This window comes from Pseudoalteromonas sp. S3178 (assembly GCF_005886985.1).
Classification (GTDB): Bacteria; Pseudomonadota; Gammaproteobacteria; order Enterobacterales; family Alteromonadaceae; genus Pseudoalteromonas; species Pseudoalteromonas carrageenovora.
Genome location: NZ_PNCW01000234.1, coordinates 1 through 403, shown reverse-complemented (window position 1 = coordinate 403; position 403 = coordinate 1). Strand labels below are relative to the sequence as shown.

1 pseudogene is annotated in these 403 nt (G+C 44.2%); it reads right to left on the bottom strand.

Going from position 1 to position 403, the window contains the following annotated elements:
* Nucleotides 1-195: 195 nt before the first annotated feature.
* Nucleotides 196-403, bottom strand: a pseudogene (locus CWC11_RS22880) (IS110 family transposase); the annotation flags it as partial.

Here is a 403-nt window from a genome sequence, read left to right as displayed (position 1 = left end):
CCTCTTTGATGTATTCGCGCCCTTGTGCCTTCTCTCCCACGCGGTATTTGTATACACCTGCGGTTTAACAGGCTCTCACGGGTGGGTCTCACCGCTTAATGCTCTATCTTGGCTTGTTCAATACTGGGGGTAATCTCAGTATGCTTTTGGCTTTCTTTTTCTGTTTATCTTAATTTTCTCTTTTGTTACTCAGTGCTATGCCGCTAAGATTTTTGGCTCGTATGTTGAACCGTTTTTAAGTAAGGCATAGGCGGTTCTAACCGTTTTGTTGGCCAATGCAATGGCAACACATTTCACGCTTTTCTTGGCGAGTAGGTTTTTTATCCAGCGTTCTTTCTCTGTGGTCGCTTCTTTATGTTTTAGCCTGCTGACTACCGTTCTTGCACCGAGAAACAGGTTTTTC